At 33.7% G+C, this 15,971-nt stretch carries 14 protein-coding genes and 6 tRNA genes; 1 reads left to right on the plus strand and 19 read right to left on the minus strand.

What is annotated here, in order from left to right:
• Nucleotides 1-264 precede the first annotated feature (264 nt).
• From A9CBEGH2_RS06270 to A9CBEGH2_RS06315, 10 genes are all read right to left on the minus strand, one after another.
• Nucleotides 265-684 carry a YbaN family protein gene (locus A9CBEGH2_RS06270; RefSeq protein WP_118277684.1) on the minus strand — a complete coding sequence of 140 codons (420 nt, stop codon included), beginning with the start codon at nt 682-684 and terminating at the stop codon, nt 265-267.
• Complete coding sequence (locus tag A9CBEGH2_RS06275) at nt 681-1,007, minus strand: nitrous oxide-stimulated promoter family protein (RefSeq protein ID WP_115715384.1); 327 nt, start codon at nt 1,005-1,007, stop codon at nt 681-683. The genes A9CBEGH2_RS06270 and A9CBEGH2_RS06275 overlap by 4 nt, the downstream gene beginning before the upstream one ends.
• Nucleotides 1,007-2,659 carry an amino acid ABC transporter ATP-binding/permease protein gene (locus A9CBEGH2_RS06280; protein WP_118277683.1) on the minus strand — a complete coding sequence of 551 codons (1,653 nt, stop codon included), beginning with the start codon at nt 2,657-2,659 and terminating at the stop codon, nt 1,007-1,009. The genes A9CBEGH2_RS06275 and A9CBEGH2_RS06280 overlap by 1 nt, the downstream gene beginning before the upstream one ends.
• A complete protein-coding gene (locus A9CBEGH2_RS06285; protein WP_163104418.1) occupies nt 2,643-4,391 on the minus strand; it encodes an ABC transporter ATP-binding protein/permease in 1,749 nt (582 codons plus the stop codon). Before A9CBEGH2_RS06285 ends, A9CBEGH2_RS06280 begins: the two co-directional genes overlap by 17 nt.
• Before the next feature lie 529 nt (nt 4,392-4,920).
• Nucleotides 4,921-5,004: transfer RNA gene (locus A9CBEGH2_RS06290), tRNA-Tyr, on the minus strand.
• Nucleotides 5,005-5,011: 7 nt separating this feature from the next.
• A tRNA-Thr gene (locus tag A9CBEGH2_RS06295) sits at nt 5,012-5,087 on the minus strand.
• Nucleotides 5,088-5,093: 6 nt separating this feature from the next.
• Nucleotides 5,094-5,169 (minus strand) — tRNA-Val (locus A9CBEGH2_RS06300).
• A 17-nt stretch (nt 5,170-5,186) separates the two neighbouring features.
• A tRNA-Gly gene (locus tag A9CBEGH2_RS06305) sits at nt 5,187-5,260 on the minus strand.
• A 10-nt stretch (nt 5,261-5,270) separates the two neighbouring features.
• Nucleotides 5,271-5,346: transfer RNA gene (locus tag A9CBEGH2_RS06310), tRNA-Lys, on the minus strand.
• 5 nt (nt 5,347-5,351) lie between these two features.
• Nucleotides 5,352-5,427 (minus strand) — tRNA-Gln (locus A9CBEGH2_RS06315).
• A 241-nt stretch (nt 5,428-5,668) separates the two neighbouring features.
• On the opposite strand from A9CBEGH2_RS06315, the gene A9CBEGH2_RS06320 reads away from it, so the two are divergent.
• A complete protein-coding gene (locus tag A9CBEGH2_RS06320; protein ID WP_115715387.1) occupies nt 5,669-6,784 on the plus strand; it encodes a 4-hydroxybutyrate dehydrogenase in 1,116 nt (371 codons plus the stop codon).
• Nucleotides 6,785-6,993: 209 nt separating this feature from the next.
• Here the strand turns inward: A9CBEGH2_RS06320 and A9CBEGH2_RS06325 are convergent, their stop codons facing one another.
• The 9 genes from A9CBEGH2_RS06325 to A9CBEGH2_RS06365 form a co-directional block, all read right to left on the minus strand.
• The gene (locus tag A9CBEGH2_RS06325; protein WP_115715388.1) at nt 6,994-7,914 is read right to left on the minus strand and encodes a SufB/SufD family protein; all 921 of its coding nucleotides are present in this window, start codon (nt 7,912-7,914) and stop codon (nt 6,994-6,996) included.
• 8 nt (nt 7,915-7,922) lie between these two features.
• Nucleotides 7,923-8,627, minus strand: coding sequence for an ABC transporter ATP-binding protein (locus tag A9CBEGH2_RS06330; RefSeq protein ID WP_115715389.1), 705 nt, complete (start codon nt 8,625-8,627; stop codon nt 7,923-7,925).
• A 129-nt stretch (nt 8,628-8,756) separates the two neighbouring features.
• The gene (locus A9CBEGH2_RS06335) at nt 8,757-10,115 is read right to left on the minus strand and encodes a PFL family protein (protein ID WP_115715390.1); all 1,359 of its coding nucleotides are present in this window, start codon (nt 10,113-10,115) and stop codon (nt 8,757-8,759) included.
• Between the two features lie 12 nt (nt 10,116-10,127).
• Nucleotides 10,128-10,397: an ACT domain-containing protein gene (locus A9CBEGH2_RS06340; RefSeq protein WP_115715391.1), complete on the minus strand. Its 270-nt coding sequence runs from the start codon at nt 10,395-10,397 to the stop codon at nt 10,128-10,130.
• Nucleotides 10,398-10,500: 103 nt separating this feature from the next.
• The gene (locus A9CBEGH2_RS06345) at nt 10,501-11,010 is read right to left on the minus strand and encodes a hypothetical protein (protein ID WP_118277830.1); all 510 of its coding nucleotides are present in this window, start codon (nt 11,008-11,010) and stop codon (nt 10,501-10,503) included.
• A gap of 36 nt (nt 11,011-11,046) precedes the next feature.
• Nucleotides 11,047-12,162 (minus strand): sensor histidine kinase, encoded by a 1,116-nt coding sequence (locus tag A9CBEGH2_RS06350; RefSeq protein ID WP_118277831.1) that lies wholly within the window; start codon nt 12,160-12,162, stop codon nt 11,047-11,049.
• Nucleotides 12,159-13,259, minus strand: a complete 1,101-nt coding sequence (locus A9CBEGH2_RS06355; RefSeq protein WP_115715394.1) for a sensor histidine kinase — start codon at nt 13,257-13,259, stop codon at nt 12,159-12,161. The genes A9CBEGH2_RS06350 and A9CBEGH2_RS06355 overlap by 4 nt, the downstream gene beginning before the upstream one ends.
• Nucleotides 13,249-13,938, minus strand: coding sequence for a VanR-ABDEGLN family response regulator transcription factor (gene vanR / locus A9CBEGH2_RS06360; protein ID WP_115715395.1), 690 nt, complete (start codon nt 13,936-13,938; stop codon nt 13,249-13,251). Before vanR ends, A9CBEGH2_RS06355 begins: the two co-directional genes overlap by 11 nt.
• A gap of 592 nt (nt 13,939-14,530) precedes the next feature.
• Entirely contained in the window at nt 14,531-15,964 is a 1,434-nt protein-coding gene (locus A9CBEGH2_RS06365) for a 6-phospho-beta-glucosidase (RefSeq protein WP_115715396.1), read from the minus strand.
• Nucleotides 15,965-15,971 lie beyond the last annotated feature (7 nt).

Raw genomic sequence — 15,971 nt, forward strand, 5'->3', positions numbered from 1 at the left:
TCGTATGATCCTATTTATTTACATTACAATTTTACCATGGATAAACGAGCCTTTCTCAAGCATTTTTCTTGCATTTTTCTTGCACAAAAAAAACAATTCATCTTGTAATCATACAAAAGAAAGATGAATTGCTTTCCTTAATTTTTAACAGTTGGCACACTTAAAACATCCACTATATGTTCTCGTTTTTCAATAAACATAAATAACATTACGAATATTAAAATTGCCATTAGAATAATTATAACTCTTTTTATCTTCATAAACTTATCTCTCATTTTGATTCAACATTTCTTTATGAAAAAACTTTTTTTCATACTTTTCTTCTGTTGAAATTGTTTTAATACGAAACAAAAAATAATAATATTTAAACACAATCAAAAAGCCAATGAATATACGAACTGCAGGAACAGGCACCACTATCATTGCGATAACAAGCATACAGCTTGCAAATAACAGCAAAGAAACCTTTGTTTTTCTTGTCATCGCACGATGTTCTACAAAACTTTCTAAATGTTTTTTATACAAGCTTGTATGTGTAAACCATGTATGAAATCGTTTCGAGCTTTTCGCAAAACAAAAAGTTGCCAGCAGTAAAAATGGGGTTGTTGGAAGAATGGGCAACAAAACACCGATAGCTCCTAGCCCTGCCGAAAGAAATCCAAGTAATAAAAAGAATAGTTTCATAAATATTTCTCCTTTTTCTCATAATACAAATGACGAAGCGCTTTTATTGGATGATACAACAGCATGCGTGGACCACTGAAACGCATAACAGTTTGTATTTGTGCACGATATTTCTTTTGATAACAATGTACCTTGCAGCTGCTGCAAAAAGTCTTTGTTTCCATAAAAGGACATACTTCTATACGTTTACATGCATACTCATATAGTTCTGCACATTCCTTACATAGTTCTTTTTGTGCATGTTTCTTTCTGCAATATAAACAAATCATCAAATACAAGATAGCTTTTTCTTCTTTACGTTTTTTATCAACATCTTTCCTCATTAGCTGACCCTTCCATTTTCTATTCGAATCAGCTTATCCGCAATTTTTAAAGTGCTTAAACGATGAGAAACAAGTATGATTGTTTTTTCTTTCTGTGCTTTTAGATTTTTTAGAATTTCCGCTTCATTTAATGCATCCAGATTGCTGGTTGGCTCATCCAGTAAAATACAGGATGATGCGTGAAGAAAGGCTCTTGCCAAGGCAATACGCTGACGTTCTCCTCCAGATAAGGATTCTCCAAGTTCGGAAACATTGGTATCATACCCCTTTGGCAAAGAACTGATAAATTCATGAATATTCGCTTTCTTGCAGGCAGCGATGATTTCTTCCTCGCTGGCATTTAACTTAGCAATGCGAATATTGTTTTTAATTGAATCATGGAATAATACTGTATCCTGCGTCACAAAGCTTTGCATATCTCGTAAATTGCTTGTATTCATATCTTGCAGGTTTCGATTTCCCACTGAAATCATCCCTTGATTTGGTTCATAAAAACGCATCATAAGTTTTAATAAAGTTGATTTTCCACAACCGCTTTGCCCAAGAATACCTGTAATTTTTCCTTTTTCAAACACATCAGAAAAATTCCTTACAACTTCTTCATCCTGATATGCAAAGCTCACATTCTGTGCATGAATGGAATCAAATTCAGCTTCTTCTTTCCCTGTGATATCTTTTGTTGTCTCTTCTTCATCCAATAATGCCAATACACGTCTTGCACTTGCAAGTGTAATCAAAAGATTATTTGATAAATTGCTTAATGCCAGTACTGGTCCAAAACTAGACAGCATTAAAACAGTAGATAATAAAACCTGTGTAAACGAAACAATATGATTTACATACAGCATATATCCAAATACAAACATCAACATAGAAAATCCCATGATTGCGGTATTATTCAATGCTGTAGTTAAACCTTCATAGCTTTTTAAATTCTTTTGAATATCGTTAATGCTTCTGCTTTTTTCCTGCATACTTTCCATTCGTTTCTTGCCTATGCCATACTGCAGCACTTCCTGCATACCACGCAATGTTTCTAATACCGAATTGCTTAAATCCCCAAACTCTTCACGCGATGTTTTTCCATCTTCTTTTCCGATTTTACTAATATACATAGGAATGAAAACTCCTACACAAAGATAAGCAAGAAGTGCTATGATCACAAATCCAAAATGCAGATAGAAAAAGATAGAAAGAAGAATAACACTGGTAAATATTGCGATCAATATAGGAGAAATCGTATGAGCATAAAATACTTCCAATGCTTCAATGTCACTTGTAATCAAAAAGATTAAATTTCCAGAATCTCGTCCATCCAGTTTTGCCGGACATAAACGTCGCAGTTTTGAAAATACTTTATCACGTAAAATCGCAAGAAGTTTAAAGGCGATATAATGATTGCATGCCTGTTCTCCATAATGCAGAATCCCTCGCATAATTGCCATGACCAGGATCATAACAAAAAACAATGAAACGGGAAATGCAAACCCCTGTGCTACATGTGCAATCGTAATAGAGGCAAAAAAGGGAATAAAGATGGCACACAGAAACCCAAGCACTCCTAAAAGAACTGCTAAAGCCATATAGCCTGCCAGTGGTTTTACCAATTTGCTCATTCGAAACATCAATAAAACATTATGCTCTTTCTTCATCTTCACTACCTCCATAAAACTGTTCCAATTCCTGCTGTTTTGTATACATTGATGCATACATACCATGCTGCATCATTAATTCTTCATGTGTGCCATTTTCTATACAGCTGCCATCTTTTAAAACATAAATACGATCGGCTGTTGCAATGGTACTTAAACGATGTGTAATCATAAGAATCGTTTTCGTTTTTGTCATTTCCTGAATGACCTGTAAAATAGCTTCTTCACTTTCCAGATCAATATTACTTGTAGCCTCATCAAATATATACATATCCTTGTCTGCCAAAAGGGCTCTTGCGATTGCTAAACGCTGCTTTTGTCCTCCAGATAAATTATTTCCATTTTCCACAAGCATCGTATCCAATCCATCCTGCTCCATTAAGAAATCATACAGTTTTACTTTCTTTAATGCTTCCAAAAGCTGTTCCTCACATAAACCATCTTTTGCAGCCATCAAATTTTCACGTACACTTCCTTTAAACAAAGTTGACTTATGTGTTACATACATTACATGTTCATAAAAAGATGCATCATCAATTTCACTTCGTTCTATATCGCATACCATAAGATTTCCCTTATATCCGCTGGCAAGCCCTGTAAGCAGTTTCGCAATCGTACTTTTTCCAGAACCGCTTTCTCCAACAATTGCGACAAACTCTTTTTCTTTTACACCAAGACTTACCTCCTTGATGACCTGACGATCGCTATCATAACCAAAGCTTACATTTTCCAAACATACAGAAATATGTTTATCCTGTAACTGCTTTGTTTTTGTATGTTTTACTTCCACATCCAAAAGCTTAAATATTTTCGCACTTGCGGCAATCCCATTCATTGCGATATGAAAGAAGGAACCAAGCATGCGAAGTGGAATAAAAAACTCACTGGATAACAGTACAATACATAACAAGGAGAACAAGCTGACTCTTCCTGCCATATACCCCTGTATTGCCACAATACTTCCTATGGCCGCCCCGCCATACGCAACAATATCCATAACGCTGACAGAGTTTAGCTGCATTGTTAAAACTTTCATCGTAATACGGCGAAAATGCTCGGCTTCTTTGTTCATTTCTTCATGTTTATATCCATCTGCCTGATATATTTTTAATGTTGTAAGTCCTTGTAAATTTTCTAGAAAACTATCCGATAAAGCTGCATAACTGCCCCAGTATTTCCCAAGCAGTTTTTTCGCAATTTTTTGTATTGCGATAATGGATAAGGGAATTAATGGTACACATAGAAGAAGAACAAGAGAACTGTAAACATCCATCCAAACCAAAAGTACAAACAATGTAACTGGTGCCAGCATGCTGTAAAAAAACTGTGGCAAATAGCGTGAAAAATATGTTTCTAACTGATCGACACCTTCAACACTTAACTGCACAAGTTCACTTGTAGCTGCATAATTTGTATAATCATTTTTCAATTCTAATAATTTTTCATATATTCGTGTTCGTAAATGCAGTTTCACATCACAAGATGCTTCATGAGAATACATGCTTGCTTTTCTTGTTACAAAAATGCGTAATATTATCAAAACACTAACAATCACGACAAATACAACAATATTTGTTACAGAAATTGTTTTCTTTAAACTTTCTACTAAAACAGCAGATAAAGAAAAGACCAATCCCACATTGCAAAGCATGCCTATCCATTGCATAAAAACCTGTTTAAATACAAACTGTTTTGCCTGTGGCATTTCTTTTATCAAACGCTTATCAATCATAACAACCTCCAAAAAAGTTATATCAATCTAATTTATGTGATAAGTTTACCAAACCTAACTTTGTGTGTCAACTCTTCTCTTAAAAATATTTTCTTATTTTTACTTATCATCACATATAGATAGTTTCATTTTTCTATTGTAATTGCATAAACCAAATATATATCATTTAATAAATATAAAATGCACGCATATTATTCCAAAGATACTTCCATTACCATACATTTTTATTCATTTTCTTTACCTGGAGTTTTAAAAAAATATTTACTGAATAAAAAATTAGACTTTTATGAATCACAATACCCTTTAAGATATTTCAATATAATCTTCATTCTTTATCCAGCATCCTTTCTTTAAAGGTCTGTAGTAAATCAGCTTTTTCTGCATGCAAACTTAACTTAATTTCTAACTATAAAAAAACGGTATCTACCCCTAAGCAATGGCTTTTCTTCCCTCTAGTAGATAATCGTATCGTACTTTATATATAAGAAAAAAACTTCTAAGTTTCCCTAGAAGTTTGAATCAACATAAATGGTGGAGAGGGACGGATTCGAACCGCCGAACCAAAAGGAACTGAGTTACAGTCAGCCGCGTTTAGCCACTTCGCTACCTCTCCGTTAAAATGGTGCCGACTATAGGAATTGAACCCACAACCTACTGATTACAAGTCAGTTGCTCTACCAATTGAGCTAAGTCGGCATTTCATGGTGGAGGTTAACGGGCTCGAACCGCTGACCCTCTGCTTGTAAGGCAGATGCTCTCCCAACTGAGCTAAACCTCCAGTTTTTTTATTTAAAATGGAGCGGGTGATGAGAATCGAACTCACGTAGTCAGCTTGGAAGGCTGAAGTTCTACCATTGAACTACACCCGCATTTTTTAAATGGTGACCCGTGGGCGATTCGAACGCCCGACCCTCTGATTAAAAGTCAGATGCTCTACCAACTGAGCTAACGGGTCAACACTGGCTGGGGCAACTGGGATCGAACCAGTGAAATGCCAGAGTCAAAGTCTGGTGCCTTACCGCTTGGCTATGCCCCAATACAGATTGCATAGTCAACTAACAACTTTTTGTTGTTGACCTTGCTAATTTTAACTTAAAAAACTCTTATTGTAAAGAACTTTTTTACAAAATATTAAATTTCTTTATTTTTGATGCAATTTAATCATAACTTTTCTTCATATTTTCTAAAATCACTTATAATAATTGTTTAATTTTTTTAAATGCCTGTTAAAATAATTTATAGTATATAAAGTTTATGTTATATAAAAGGAGAGAATCATGAAACTATTTCAACAGAAAACAGAAATTATGCAATTTGACAATGTCGATACATTTTTAAAAGAATTCACATTTGAAAGCAGTGATTATATTCTTGCCAGCCGCAGCATTTATAATGCTTATTTTAAAGAACATAATTTACCTTGTAAAATTGCTTTTCATAGCGATTATGGAAAAGGGGAACCAACGGATACAATGTTAGATGCGATGCTAAAGGATGTTAGAAAAGCCAATCCAGCCAGAATTATCGCAATTGGTGGAGGCAGTGTCATGGATTGTGCAAAATTATTTGTCTTTGCTGGTGAAGATTGTGCAGAAGATATGTTTTTACAAAAATGTGAATATAATAAGAAAAGGCAACTTATCGCAATCCCTACAACTTGCGGTTCCGGTTCAGAAGTCAGCCGAATTTCAATATGTGAACTAACTTCTCTGCACACAAAATTAGGTCTTGCTATTGATGAACTATATCCAGATCAGGCAATATTAATACCGCAGCTTCTTTCTAAATTACCATTCTTTTACTTTGTAACAAGTGCTATCGATGCTTTAATTCATGCCAGTGAATCCTTTTTATCCCCCAAATCAAATCCTTATACAGAACTATTCAGCAAGGAAGCTATACATCTTTTAATCCACGGTTTCCAAAACATTCAACAGTACGGAGAAAATGAACGTTTAAATCATTTAGAAACTTTCTTAAGAGCCAGTAATTATGCAGGTATTGCATTTGGCAACACTGGTACTGGATCCGTTCACGCTTTAAGTTATCCACTTTCTGGTGTATATCATGTAACTCATGGAGAAGCAAACTATCAATTTTTTCTTGCTATTTTAAAATTATATGAAAAAGCTGATCCAAACTGTCAAATAAAACAGCTTAAAAACCTTTTATCCAACTGCTTGAAATGTAAAGAAGAGGAAGTATTTAACTCTTTAGAAAATCTTTTATCCTCTTTGCTTCCAAGAAAGCCATTAAAAGAATATGGAATGAAAGAAGATGACATCAAGAAATTTAGTGAAAGTGTTATACAATCACAGCAGCGTCTTCTTACAAATAGTCCAATTGTTATGACGAAAGAATTCATTCAAGACATTTATCAGCAATTATTCTAATTTTATATCCAGTATTTAAAATGTAATTCTTATGCTTTCTTAAAAATAAATAGTATTTAAATAATGAGTAGTTTCCTATTGCTATAATAATGAGTAGTTTCCTATTGCTATTTTGAAAATACTCATTTTCTTTTTACAAATATTAAAAACCGCCAACAAAATCAATTAAAGAACAATTTTGTCAACGGTTAAAATCAAATATGTAATTGTTATTTTAAGAATCCTTCTACAATCACTTTTTCAGCTTCTTCATCACTTAAACCGAACGTTTGAAGTTTAATTAACTGATCATTATTAATTTTTCCAATAGCTGCCTCATGTACAATCTGTGCATCAACATGATTTGCCGCAATTTCAGGAATCGAACTAATTTTCGCTTCATCCATAATAATAGAATCACACTGTATATGCGCTCTGGATTTATTATTTCCTACTGCAATTGGATGAAATACCTGAACAGATGTATCTTTTCCAACAGAACGTGATATAATCTGAACGACACTGTCTTCTCCATTCAAATTTACAGTAACATCACTATATGCTTTCTGTTTACCATGGGTCATCAGTTTTTCATTAATTACCAGTTTTGCTTTTGGCCCAAGATTCGCTTCTGTTTTACGCATGGTAGAGTCAACCCCTTTAATTTGACTCATATCCATTTTTGCATAAGAGCCTTCTTCCATGTGAATAACAGTAGTAGGATTTAAGATTCTTTCTCCACTGCCATTTCCTTCTCCTACATGTTTTTCAGAATAAACGATTTTTGCATTTTTCCCAATATGGAAAGTATGGATTCCATCATGTTGAGATGTATCACATCCATCGTTATGAATTCCACATCCAGCAATAATTTCCACATCACAGTTTTCCCCAATATAAAAATCATTGTATACAACATCTTTTATTCCACTTTCTGTTAAAATAACCGGAATATGGATACTTTCTCCTACTGTATTAGCATCAATCCTAATATCAATTCCAGGTTTATCTGTTTTCGCAGAAATTTTTACATGTTCTGTAGAATGACGTTCAACACCTTCTCCGTTTTTTCTAAGATTAAATGCACTTCCAGGCATAAACCCACGAATATCCGCAATCGTTTCTAAAAGATCTTTTTCCATGTTTTCCATATCAACACCTACTTTTTAAAGCTGCATGGCTCAAATTCATTCATCAAAGACGGAAGTACATCTTCTTTTCTTCCTTTTGTTTTTACCATACCATTTTCAATAATTACAATTTCATCTGCCAGCTGCATGATTCTTTCCTGATGGGAAATCAGGATAATAGATTGTCGAGAAGTTTCCTGCAATTGCTGGAAAGTTTCTACCAATTTCGCAAAGCTCCATAAATCAATTCCTGCTTCTGGTTCATCGAATATTGACAGCTTTAAATCTCTGGCAAGAATCGATGCAATTTCAATACGTTTTACCTCTCCTCCAGATAATGAACCATCCACATCTCTGTCCAAATAATCTTTTGAACACAAACCAACATCGCTTAAATAGCTGCAGCAGCGATCTTCATTCAATTCCTTACCATGTGCTAAACTCAACAATTTTCTAACACTCATTCCTTTAAAGCGAGGGGGCTGTTGAAAAGCATAGCCTATTTTTCTTTCCGCACGCTGTGCAATACTCATATTTGTAATATCTTCCCCATCAAAAAGAATACTTCCTCCTGTTGGTTTTTCTATTCCCATAATAATTTTTGCCAACGTGGATTTTCCACCGCCATTAGGTCCTGTAATCACTGTGAACTGATTATCATCAATTGTTAAATTGATATTTCGCAATATATGTTTTCCTTCTACTTCAAAGGATACGTTTCTTAATTCCAGCATATATTTCGCTCCTTTTTTCCAACGTACTTTATTTTAGCATATTTTCCCCTAATTACACGAATATATCCAAAGTTTCTTCATTTTTTTAAAAAAGCATAGTCTTACAAATGTAAACTATGCCAGTTATGATTAATTTTTCAAGCTTTGAAGCGGTGCTGGAATTCTACCTTTTCTATGAATCAAAATAGAATTATCTGTCTGATTGATGTTCATGATCGGACCACTTCCAAGCAATCCTCCAAATTCCAATACATCGCCTGCTTTCTTGCCAATTGCTGGAATCACACGAACAGCCGTTGTTTTCGAATTTACCATACCAATAGCAGCCTCATCCGCAATGATTCCACTAATGACTTCTGCACTTGTTTCTCCTGGTACAACTACCATATCCAAACCTACAGAACATACTGCTGTCATAGCCTCCAGTTTTTCCAATGTTAACGTGTTTGCTTCAACTGCTTTGATCATTCCTGCATCCTCACTAACCGGAATAAAAGCTCCACTTAATCCACCAACACTGCTGCTGGCCATGACGCCACCTTTTTTCACCGCATCATTCAACATTGCCAGACATGCTGTTGTTCCATATGCGCCACAAGAAGAAAGCCCCATTTCTTCTAAGATATAAGCTACTGAATCTCCTACTTCTGGTGTTGGTGCTAAAGATAAATCTACAATTCCAAAAGGTACACCTAAACGTTCACTGGCAATTGCCCCTACCATTTGTCCCATTCTTGTAATTTTAAAAGCTGTTCTTTTAATAATATCCGCCAATTCATTCATTGGTGCATCTTTTGACACTTTGGATAAAGCAGAGCGAACAACCCCTGGCCCACTAACACCGACATTGATAACACAATCAGGTTCTCCTACACCATGAAAAGCTCCAGCCATAAAAGGATTATCCTCTGGTGCATTACAGAAAACAACAAGTTTAGCAGCTCCTAAACAATTTTTATCTTTTGTAAGTTCTGCACTCTTTTTTACAACTCGCCCCATCAGCTCTACTGCATCCATATGAATTCCTGCTTTGGTTGAACCAACATTAACAGAAGCACAAACATGCTCTGTCATGGCAAGTGCTTCTGGAATAGATTCCATCAATTCTTTATCTCCGGCTGCATATCCTTTCTGGACAAGTGCAGAATATCCTCCAATAAAATTCACGCCAACGGTCTTTGCACATTTTTCCAGTGTTAACGCATACTTTAAAGGATCTCCTCCACTTGCTGCCAAAAGCATTGAAATAGGTGTAACTGAAATACGCTTATTGATGATAGGAATTCCATATTCTCTAGAAATATCCTCTCCTGTTTTCACTAAATCTTTCGCAAGTCTAGTAATTTTGTTATATATTTTTTCACAAGATCGATCAATATCGCTGTCACAGCAATCCAGCAAAGAAATCCCCATCGTAATCGTTCGAACATCCAAACATTCTTCATCGATCATTTTAATTGTTTCTAATATATCATTGACATTCAACATACAAACTGCCTCCTAAATTTTATGCATGGAATTAAAAATATCCTCATGCATAACATGAATAGACAATCCATTTTCTTTCCCTTTTTCTTCCATATATTCTGCAAATTCTGCCAAAGAAACATTTCCTTTACTGATATCCACAAGCATGATCATCGCAAACATATCCTGCAGCAATGTTTGTGAAACTTCCAAAACATTCATATTTGCCTTTTCACATTCTCCACTTACTTTCGCCAAGATACCTACCATATCTTTCCCAATAACACTAATCACAGCTTTCATACACATATCCTCCTGTCATTGTTATAAGAATTATACTACAAACCAAACACCATAACTATATATTCTCAAAATTTGCATAATTAAAAAGGGAAAACTCCCCCCTTTATTTGATGATATCTGTTGATAGTGCCAGTGGCTGCATCTCAAATGGTTCATAGGCCATTTGTAATCCTTCCAGATTGCATAAAAATTCTTCTTCCTGATACAAAACGTCTTTTTGTATGCGAAGCTTTTCCGCAATGACATCAGAAGTTTTACGCGATAAATGAAATTTCTTTCTCCCCATAACCCGATTTTCTTTATCCAAAAAATATAAACTGCATGCATACCCATTGTTATCCGGCAAAAACAATTCTTCTCCATATGTATTATCATGAACATTAAAAATAAAATCACTTGTATCCAATGCATCTTCAATCGTTAACAGAAAAACAGCAATATCATATTTGTATACAAACTGTATTTCCAATGGTTTCTGTTTTAAACATTGAAGTTCATAGGGCATCCATGTTTCATCTTTAATAACAAATACAAATTCCTGATCAATAAAATCCATCAAGGTTCCTTCTTCTATAATTTCTACTGGAAACTTTTCCTTTATTTCTACATTCATAAATTACACCTCTTTATTACAAGTATATCATAAATTCTAAACATCTTTTTTCTTACTTTCTTCCGTAACAGGAAGCACCACATAAAAACGAATGTGTTCTCCAATGGAACTAGCTCTTACAAATCCTTTATGCATATCCATAATTGCTTTGGCAACCCCAAGTCCTAAAACATGTTTAGAATTGGTTTGTTTCATATCTTCTAAGCGATAATAATTATGAAAGATATGTGCAATCTGATAAGAATTTAAATGAAAAGCATCAATATCCAAACATATTTCATATGTTTTTTTAGATTGTTTGAGTTCTACATGCAAAGTTGAGCCTTCTTTTCCAAGTTCGATTAAATTTCGTATCAAATCACGCATAGCTCTTGCTATCTTTTCACTATCTGCATATATAGGACAAGAAACACTACAGGAATAAGCCAGTCTTATATTCTTTTCTTCTATCATAGTATATGCTTCATCCAGCACCTGCTCCATCATTCTATCTAAATACATGGTTTCTGGATTCCATTTTGCATACTGTAAATTAAAACGTGTAATATCAAAAAACTCATTTATCATATCCTCTAAATCCATTGATTTAAATAAAACCTGCCGTATAAAATCTTTACGCAGTTCCTCGGATATTCCTTTTTCTTTTTGAATAAAATCCAGATACATTTCAATATTAGATAGTGGCATCTTGATATCCTGTGCTAATAAATAAATCAAGTCTTTTTTCTTTTCTTCATCTTCTTTTGCACCTTTTTCATAAAAGCTATATTCTTCCGCAAGACCTCGCAGGATATTTTCCGTCTGTTTCATTTCTTTGGGAAGTGATAACTGATTTCTTTTTTTCAACATTACATCATCTATACCTTCCATCAAATATCGCATATATTTCGATAAATCTTTACAAAGAAAATAAACTAACAAAAAACCAGTTATAATAATAAGAACAGGCAAAAAGACAGAAAAGATATTTCGAAACATCTTAAAAGGGTCCGTATTAATCAATAGAACTCGAAGAAAGTCAATAATGATTCCATTTAAAACATTATCAAATAAATATAAACATAGAGCTCCTCCAATACATAAAGCTACAATAATCATGATATATTTTAAAAAGAGCTGCTTTTGAAGAGAACGAAAATATTTTTGTTTCATAACTTTTCCTCCTCTTTATTAGGTAAGCAAATCACAAAGGTTATCCTGTCATCTTTTATAGAAGCTTCTATTGTTCCTTTATGCAACGTAATGATTTCTTTTGCGATAGCAAGCCCTAACCCAGCACCCCCACTACTGGAAGTACGTGCACTGCCTGCTCTATAAAACTTGTCAAATAAATGCAATACACTTTCCTGATTCAAATCTTCACTTTGATTACTCAAAGTAATACAAATTTTTTCTTCTTGTTTTTTTCCACAAATAGAAATGATAGAAGAAGGAGTACTGTAATTTAAAGCATTACGTAACAGATTATCAAATACACGCTGCAGTTTATCATAATCACCATACACCATCAAATCATCTTCTATATTTTCCTGAAGTGTCATATGGTTTTGTTCCAGCAAAGGATAAAAGCCTGTTAATTGCTGTTTTAATAATATAGATACATCAATTTCACTGTTTTCTAAATGCTCAACACGATCATCATAACGAAGCATTTCACTAAATTCATCAATTAGTGTGTCTAATCTTCTTGCTTTTTCACTGGCAATAAGAATTGCTTTTTTTTCTTCTTCTTTCTCTAATTTATGATCTAAAATATGATTAATATAACCAATCATAGAAGTTAAAGGAGTTTTTAAATCATGTGCTAAATACATCAGCAGTTCATTTTTATGTTCTGTTTCCTGTAGGGATAACTTTCTAGTTTCTTCCCTTTTTTCTTTCATCTGCTCAATTTTTTTTAAAGCCTCTTGAAATTCCGGTATATATTTTAAAAAGATGGGATAAGAGTCTAATTCTTTTCCCTGCATGAAAATCACCAAGGCATCCATACACTTAAAAAAAGAATGAAGAAAGAAAAACAGCATAAAAATATAGCTCCCTGCAAATAAAAACGTATTCATTTCCCATGTATGATACCTGTAAAAATATAAAAAATCAGATTCTTTCAAAGCTCCCATAGAAGCAAGAAAACTAGAACGATAAAACAGAATTGCGATAATCAGTAACAAAACAAAGGTAACCAATACAGTACACAACAAAAAGATAAGAGTTAAACGACGCTGAACACGTCGATACAGATTATTCTTCAATTTTGTATCCTACTCCCCATACAGTCTTAATAAACCTTGGATTTTTAGGGGGTTCCATCATTTTTTCACGCAATCTTCGAATATGTACCATAACGGTATTGTTGCTGTCAAAATATTTTTCTTTCCATACAGCTTCAAATAACTCTTCACTAGGAACTACTCTGCCTCTGTTCTTACATAAATACCAAAGAATTGAAAATTCGATAGGAGTCAAATTTAACTGTTTATCATATAGCGTACAGGAATGAGAATCATTATCAATAATCAGCCCTTTAAAATCTATAACATTCACATTGTCATTGGTCTGATTATATTTTTTGTAACGTCTAAGCTGTGCTTTCACTCTTGCGACCAGTTCCAAAGGGTTAAATGGTTTTGTAATATAATCATCAGCTCCTAAGGACAAGCCCTGGATTTTATCTACATCTTCTATTTTAGCGGTAAGCATAATTACCGGAAAAGTATAATTCTCTCGAATTTGTCTACAAATTTCAAAGCCATCAATTTTAGGCATCATAACATCCAGCAATGCTAAATCAACTTCATTATGTCTTAAAAAATGCAATGCATCTTCACTATCATAAAATTCGTGAACACTATACCCCTCATTTCTCAGATATAGGGTTACCAAATCGGCAATTTCTTTTTCATCATCTAAAACAAGTATTTTTGTCTGCATAGTAAACCCTCCATGCTACTATTATATCAAATTCATTTCAACTTGTGTTAGAGTATTCAAAATGTAAGAAATACTTAAGTAAAAAAATATCATTCCATAGATTACAGAACAAGCTTTTATTACCACAGAAGATTATAAAAACTTCCCCATAAACTTTTAAAATCACATCTTACCAATCTAATAAGTAATATCTTCAACTACGAAACACTCTCTTACACACCATCTTTCCTAAACTTTATCGCTATATTTAAAAGTACTATTCGTTTAAATATCATTTTTTAAAGGATTCTTTACGAATCAACCTATTAATTTCTCTAATCTCTCAAGAACATTCTTCCTTCTCTATATTACTATCCATTCTATCAGTTTGTTAATCATAGTGGATAACAATTAAATCATTATGATACTTGCCACTTAATTACATAATTAAAAAATAATTGAAATCAGCAGTGTTTTATCTGATATATAGTATAATATTCATAGTTAATCTGAAGATTTCTCACATATAAATCATGTAAAAAATACACCTTATTCCATATGGAATTTAGGTGTATTCTTTAATCTAGAGCTTCTCCATCCCTATTATCTTCATTTATAGCTTTTCTCCATTAGAGGCAATTACATCTTTATACCAATAGAAGCTTTTTTTCTTATAACGTTGCATAGTCCCACTGCCATCATTATGACGATCTACATAAATAAATCCATAGCGTTTTGCCATTTCTCCTGTGGATGCACTTACTAAATCAATACACCCCCACGGAGTAAAACCTAATAAATCCACTCCATCTTCCTCAACTGCTGCCTTAAATGCTTTAATATGCTCTTTTAAATAAGAGATACGATAATCATCAGACACTCTGTAACCATCAATTTCTTCCTCTAAAAGCACATCATTTGCTCCTAAACCATTCTCTACGATAAACAATGGTTTTTGATAACGATCGTATAATGTATTCATTGTTATACGAAGTCCTAATGGATCAATCTGCCAACCCCATTCACTTGATTTCAAATAAGGATTCTTTGTACCTTTAAATGCATTCCCAATAGTCTCTCCAACACCTTCTTGTGTTGTAATACAACGTGAAGAATAATAGCTAAAACTAATAAAATCTACAGTATGATTTTTTAAGATTTCACGATCTTCATCACTTATATCAAAATGAATGCCTTCACGTTCAAAAAATTTTAAAGCATAGTTTGGATAATATCCACGAGCCTGTACATCAATAAACATCATGTTTTCTCTGTCTTTTCCTAAAGCAGCCCAAACATCTTCCGGCATACAGGAATATGGATAATAATTCCCAGCTGCCATCATGCATCCAATCATATTGTCTGGATTTATTTCGTGTGCAATTTTTGTAGCCCAAGCACTTGCGACTAATTCATGATGAGCACTTACATATTTTGCTTGTGTCTGATCTTCATTTTCTTCAAAATGTAGTCCTGCCCCCATAAAAGGTAAATGTAAAATCATATTGATTTCATTAAATGTAATCCAATATTTAACCAAATCCTTATAACGAGTAAATAATACTGTTACCAGGCGCTTATAAAAATCGATCATTTTACGATTTTTCCATCCGCCGTAAGTATTAATCAGATGCATTGGACAGTCAAAATGTGTAATCGTAACTAATGGTTCAATTTCATACTTTTTACACTCTTTAAACACATCTTCATAAAATTTCAAACCCTCTTCATTAGGTTCTTCTTCATCACCTTTAGGAAATATTCTGCTCCATGCAATTGACATACGGAATGTCTTAAATCCCATTTCTGCAAATAAAGCAATATCTTCTTTATAGTGATGATAAAAATCAATTCCTTTTAATGCTGGATAATACTGATTTTCATCTATACGATCCATTGTATATAAACCTCGCATTACTTGCGGACGTAATTCTCCATGAGGAATTACATCCACATTAGCTAAGCCTCTGCCGCCTTCAAGGTAGGCTCCCTCACACTGATTGGCAGCAGTAGCACCTCCCCATAAAAAGTCTTTTTGTAATGCCATACATACC

It is taken from the genome of Amedibacterium intestinale (assembly GCF_010537335.1).
Lineage (GTDB): Bacteria > Bacillota_I > Bacilli_A > Erysipelotrichales > Erysipelotrichaceae > Amedibacterium > Amedibacterium intestinale.

Bases quoted from the DNA above. Each gene is read 5' to 3' on its own strand.
- A9CBEGH2_RS06340 (WP_115715391.1), bottom strand. From the start codon at position 10,397: ATGAAAGCTGTGATTAGTGTTATTGGGAAAGATATGGTAGGTATCTTG.
- A9CBEGH2_RS06365 (WP_115715396.1), bottom strand. From the start codon at position 15,964: ATGGCATTACAAAAAGACTTTTTATGGGGAGGTGCTACTGCTGCCAAT.
- A9CBEGH2_RS06325 (WP_115715388.1), bottom strand. From the start codon at position 7,914: ATGGAAAACATGGAAAAAGATCTTTTAGAAACGATTGCGGATATTCGT.
- A9CBEGH2_RS06350 (WP_118277831.1), bottom strand. From the start codon at position 12,162: ATGAAACAAAAATATTTTCGTTCTCTTCAAAAGCAGCTCTTTTTAAAA.
- A9CBEGH2_RS06270 (WP_118277684.1), bottom strand. From the start codon at position 684: ATGAAACTATTCTTTTTATTACTTGGATTTCTTTCGGCAGGGCTAGGA.
- A9CBEGH2_RS06345 (WP_118277830.1), bottom strand. From the start codon at position 11,010: ATGAATGTAGAAATAAAGGAAAAGTTTCCAGTAGAAATTATAGAAGAA.
- A9CBEGH2_RS06320 (WP_115715387.1), top strand. From the start codon at position 5,669: ATGAAACTATTTCAACAGAAAACAGAAATTATGCAATTTGACAATGTC.
- A9CBEGH2_RS06335 (WP_115715390.1), bottom strand. From the start codon at position 10,115: ATGTTGAATGTCAATGATATATTAGAAACAATTAAAATGATCGATGAA.
- A9CBEGH2_RS06280 (WP_118277683.1), bottom strand. From the start codon at position 2,659: ATGAAGAAAGAGCATAATGTTTTATTGATGTTTCGAATGAGCAAATTG.
- A9CBEGH2_RS06285 (WP_163104418.1), bottom strand. From the start codon at position 4,391: ATGATTGATAAGCGTTTGATAAAAGAAATGCCACAGGCAAAACAGTTT.
- A9CBEGH2_RS06330 (WP_115715389.1), bottom strand. From the start codon at position 8,627: ATGCTGGAATTAAGAAACGTATCCTTTGAAGTAGAAGGAAAACATATA.
- A9CBEGH2_RS06275 (WP_115715384.1), bottom strand. From the start codon at position 1,007: ATGAGGAAAGATGTTGATAAAAAACGTAAAGAAGAAAAAGCTATCTTG.
- vanR (WP_115715395.1), bottom strand. From the start codon at position 13,938: ATGCAGACAAAAATACTTGTTTTAGATGATGAAAAAGAAATTGCCGAT.